The 4,215-nt window shown below is 35.3% G+C and carries 2 protein-coding genes; both read right to left on the bottom strand.

Translation table 11 applies throughout. The annotated features are described in order from the left end of the window. Positions 1 to 433: 433 nt before the first annotated feature. Entirely contained in the window at positions 434 to 2,335 is a 1,902-nt protein-coding gene (locus AC3DU7_RS26850; protein ID WP_488042323.1) for a protein kinase domain-containing protein, read from the bottom strand. 436 nt (positions 2,336 to 2,771) lie between these two features. Then, positions 2,772 to 4,193, bottom strand: a complete 1,422-nt coding sequence (locus AC3DU7_RS26845) for a transglutaminase domain-containing protein (RefSeq protein WP_488042322.1) — start codon at positions 4,191 to 4,193, stop codon at positions 2,772 to 2,774. Between the last annotated feature and the right edge of the window lie 22 nt (positions 4,194 to 4,215).

The following is a 4,215-nucleotide window of genomic DNA, read 5'->3' as shown; positions in this document are numbered from 1 at the left end:
ATACAGCATATTTCAGTCAAATGATGTACAAGGTAAATGGTGAAAATCTTGATAGAGTTGCAAAGTGCTGTATTCACCCTTGAATTTACACAAACGATATAGTGCTGTGCGCAGGCAATAGGCAGTAGGGGGGGATAAAAAGCTGATGATATAAAATTTTAGCTATTGGACAGTTCCTGAAATTTGTAAATATGCCAGCGCACATTACTATACTAACGGACATGATATAATTTGATATTCTGCTTTAGCCCGCAAGATAGATATTTCATGGGCGGCATTGCATAATTGTGGGATGATTTTATAAGAGAGGATCGACTATCATCCCCGTGTCTCCGTGTCTCCGTGTCCCCGTGTCGGTCTCAATCATCCCAGTATTCAGCAACGCCATTTCATGGGCTAAAGCCCAACTACAAACAAAAACTTTAAATGACAATTATTCAACTAAAATTTGAGGATCGGATAAAGTTTCTTCTACTGGAGTTGGTGATGGTGTTGCCTCTGTTTCTGGAATCACAATTTGCTTTTTAGAAGGTTTATCAAGTTCTTCAAGTGGGGTTGAAATAGGGAAAGATTTTTTGATCAGCTTCTTAGAAGGTTTATTGAGCTGTAAACCAGAAGGTGATTCGGTTGCTTCCGGTTCTTGTGTGGGTGCGGGTGACTCAGTTGCTTCCGGTTCAGAGCTAGGAATAACTTTAGGTATAGGGTTAACTAAATTAATATCTAGCTTATAGTCAGTACTAGGTAAACCAGGTAAGGGAGTGAGAGTTATTTTATAGTCGCCATCATTGGGTAGAATTCCTTTCCAGATAGATACTTTCTCAGAAATTCCATCTACTGGTTCGCCATCTACTCCTACTAAACTCATTAATACTCCTTCTCCTGTAACTAATAAGTTCAAATTTTGCCCAAGACTGCCAGAAATTATGTAGTCAATACTTTCATTACTTTTCAAGCGACCTTCAATAGATATAGGTTCTCCTGGCAGTATATTCAGACGTTCTTGTGAAGTAATTGATGGAGATGGAATAATTACAGAGGTAGGAGTCTCTGGAATCGGAGTAGCATTAGGTTCTGGTGTAATTGTTATTTCTGGTGTGGCAGATGGTATAGGAATAGCAGGTAATGGTGATGGCAAAGTAGGTGATGGTGTTGATGTAGTTGTTGGAGATGGGGATGAAGTGGGTATTGGTGATGATGCAGGAGGAGTAAGGATCGGTACTGGTATAGGATTTATTTTCGTTGGTTGCTGAAGTTGAGGTTCTTGTTGTCTGCGCTGGAGGAAAAAATTAACTGCACTCCAGGATACTACGCCAGATAAAGCTACTAATACTGCTACTAATGCAGTTGCCACCCACTGATGATTATCAAAAAAGCTATCGTTGTTATTGGGGTTAAGGTTTTGATTTGGAGTTACTCCTACTGTTGGTTGTTGGGAAGGGGAAGGATTATTTTGTTCTTGGTTGATGGTAGGTAATTGCTGAGATTTGATATGGGGTAATCTTTCCAAAGCTTGCTCTACTTCAGTGACAGACTGGTAGCGATCGCCTGGTTGATGACTTAACATTCTATTTATAATCTCAGCTAACCCTGGACTAACTGCTACCCACCGTTGCCAATTCCAAGTTAATGTGGTTTGGTCAATTAATTGTTGGGGTTCTTTTCCCGTCAATAGTACAACTACTGTAACTGCCAAAGCATATAGATCGCTATTTGCTGTTGCTCTTCCCAGTTGAATTTGTTCCCAGGGAGCGTAACCAAATTTTCCTACATTTGTTAAAGGTGCTGCTAACTGGGAAGATTGAACTTTGGTTACGAGTTCTTTCACTACTCCAAAGTCTATCAATACTGGCATTTGATCGCTTTCTCGCCTAATAATATTGTCGGGAGATATGTCTCGATGAATTATATTAAAACTGTGAATATGAGCTAATACGGGTAAAATTTGTTGTAAAAAAGTTAGCACTTCTGCTTCTGAGAACAAACTATTTGTTATTTGACGCTCTTGCAATATACTGCGATAGGTTTTTCCCTCGATATAATCTTGCAGAAGGAATAAACGTTGATTTTCTTCAAAAATTGCTCTGAATTTGGGAATTTGGGGATGTTGAATTTGATAGAGGATAGCTGCTTCTCTAGAAAATAGTTCTTGAGATTTAGTTACTTCATAGGTATTTGTCTGTAGGGGAATAAATTCTTTGAGGGCACAACGCTCGTTAAAGCGACCTGTATCTTCTGCTAGGTAGGTACGTCCAAATCCACCTTGACCGAGAATATTAATCAAGCGATAGCGGTTTTGTAAGATAGTTCCTATAGGAATTGGTGGTTGCATAGTCATAAATTTAATTTAGTAAGAAATAGGGAATAATTTGATTTAAAAGGAATAATATGATGTCCGGATAATTAGTTATAAAAAAACTTTCTCTTTCTTCTTCTTTCTTCCCTCCTGAAACCTAGCAAAAGACTTTATTCAGCAAACTCTAATTAAGTTATTTTACTTTCACGGAGCGATTGCTAAACCTCATATTTATAATTTTTTTAGGAAGCTCTAACTAGATTTTTTGCCGAATAATTAATAATTAAATAATCCTGGTTTCAAGTCTCCCCTTTTAAAAGGAAAAAAGCGTTTGAGGGATGGCGTTTTGCTCAGAACATATAAAGCGGAGTGGCTCTGATAAGAGCGGTTCTCCTCACCATATCCAATCGACCAAGAAAAGAAATAGTATTTCCTTATATTCAATTCCGTAACGGTTTTAACTAGAGATAATTATCAATTAATGAATCGAGGTAAATTTAAGTTTACCGATAAGATTAATTCTTCGCCTAAAAGAGTTAATTTTTCGATCATAGCTAAACATAAAAACTTGATATATCCCTGGTTTTGGAAACTGACAAATAATCTGACTTTGATCTTTTAACTTATCTAAATTTTTACAAGTTTTTCTCACTTTGGTTGTAAAATTATTACTAGAAGGCAAATTCCAGAACAAAAATTGAGACTCATTTTTTCTGGTAAAAATAGCTCCAATCTTTCTGGAATAGTTTGGAGGAGTCGCAATTTTAATTAAGGCAGCTTCTCTAACATCTGTTTGATATTCAATAGGGGAAATCATTTTTAATTTTTCCACAAAAAACTGAGGCTTTAAAATTGGTTGCTTCTCAAAAGAATTAAAATTTTTAGAATTATTTAAAAGTTGCCAACCCCTTAGTGCAGGGAAATGACTGGTAATCATTGCTTCGGCAGGAATCATCAGATAGTCAGTACTATACTTATTAGAATTATTATCATCCCATGTAGTATCGACCAATTGCCAGTTACCTTCAATTTTGATTGCATTCCAGGCGTGAAGCGTCCAATCATAATTAGGTTTTAATAATCTAAAACTTTCGGGAATTAAATCTATAGGAACTAAGTCTTTACGAATTTTTCCTTTAATATAAACAACATTTAATCCAATTTCTTTCCCTAATGCTAAGAAAAGATTAGCGTAACCTTCGCAGACTCCTTTATGAGTAACAAAAACTGTTTTGGCATCTTGGGAGGGTCTTCTTCCTGTTTTCAATACATCTAAATCATAAGTAACTCTAGTAATAATATAATCATGTATTGCTTTGACTTGTAAATATGGATTTGTTTCATTTTTAGCAATGTATTTAGCAACAGATTTGATACTTTTTTCATCTTTTGAGCTTATGCTAGTAATAGCTGGATGAATTTTGCGATCGCTTCTCCAAGGCCAAGGCGATTTTACTAGAGCAGGCTTGGGTTTGTTGATTAAGTAGGTTATTAATTGGCCGGATGAAGTCTCAATTGGAGAGATATAGGCTCGATAAATTATTAATGTTGCTAAAATTAAAACTACTAAGATGTATCTGATTTTAATTTTTTTTAAACAGTTCAAATTTAAACGGATCGAATAAAATTTATTTTTTTTATTAGTTTGATAATTTCTCAGATAAATAACTAAATTGAGTAGAAATATAGGCCAAAATAAGCTATAAGAAAGCAGAAGTGAAGTAAGAGTTAGACCGCCTATATTCAGAGTAAAATCTATTTTTAGTATCAAATGAACTAATAATGAAATTAAGTTCACAGCCAAGAGAAAAACTAAAATTGTCTGCATTGTTAGTTTTCTCTTTTTTTGGTTCCTTTGATGAACAAATTGCTGAAATTCTTTTTCTAGATTGTCAACCATAAAACATAGTTATAAATAGCTA

The organism is Okeania sp., from assembly GCF_983059655.1.
This window is presented reverse-complemented; position numbering and strand designations above follow the sequence as displayed.

Bases quoted from the DNA above. Each gene is read 5' to 3' on its own strand.
- AC3DU7_RS26845 (WP_488042322.1), bottom strand. From the start codon at position 4,193: ATGGTTGACAATCTAGAAAAAGAATTTCAGCAATTTGTTCATCAAAGG.
- AC3DU7_RS26850 (WP_488042323.1), bottom strand. From the start codon at position 2,335: ATGACTATGCAACCACCAATTCCTATAGGAACTATCTTACAAAACCGC.